Origin of the sequence: Pseudomonas sp. 2822-15 (assembly GCF_002742515.1) — a bacterium.
GTDB classification, from domain to species: Bacteria; Pseudomonadota; Gammaproteobacteria; order Pseudomonadales; family Pseudomonadaceae; genus Aquipseudomonas; species Aquipseudomonas salomonii.
This window is the reverse complement of record NZ_LJRY01000300.1, coordinates 1-251: the sequence shown is the minus strand read 5'-3', so window position 1 is coordinate 251 and position 251 is coordinate 1. Positions and strand designations below refer to the sequence as shown.

General features: G+C 43.4%; 1 protein-coding gene. It reads left to right on the top strand.

What is annotated here, in order from left to right; translation table 11 throughout:
• Positions 1 to 251: FAD-dependent oxidoreductase (locus AOA59_RS27710; RefSeq protein ID WP_143522832.1), on the top strand; the 251-nt coding region annotated here is incomplete at both ends.

Below are 251 nucleotides of genomic sequence, written 5' to 3'. Positions count from 1 at the left end.
CCTAAAGTCAATGGAACTTTAGTTAATGGGGCATCCGAAGACATAGCTGGCTTCTCTACAAAAGTAACCGAAAAAGGAATTGCAAGATTAGTGAATTGGAACAAGCGTATTCTACCGTTTCTTGAAAGTAAGTCTCCTTTCCACACATGGGCGGGTTTAAGACCAGCAACGCAGGATGGGTTCCCCTTATTAGGTCCCCTTGAAGACGCACCTCACGTTATCTTTGCAACTGGACATTATCGAAATGGAAT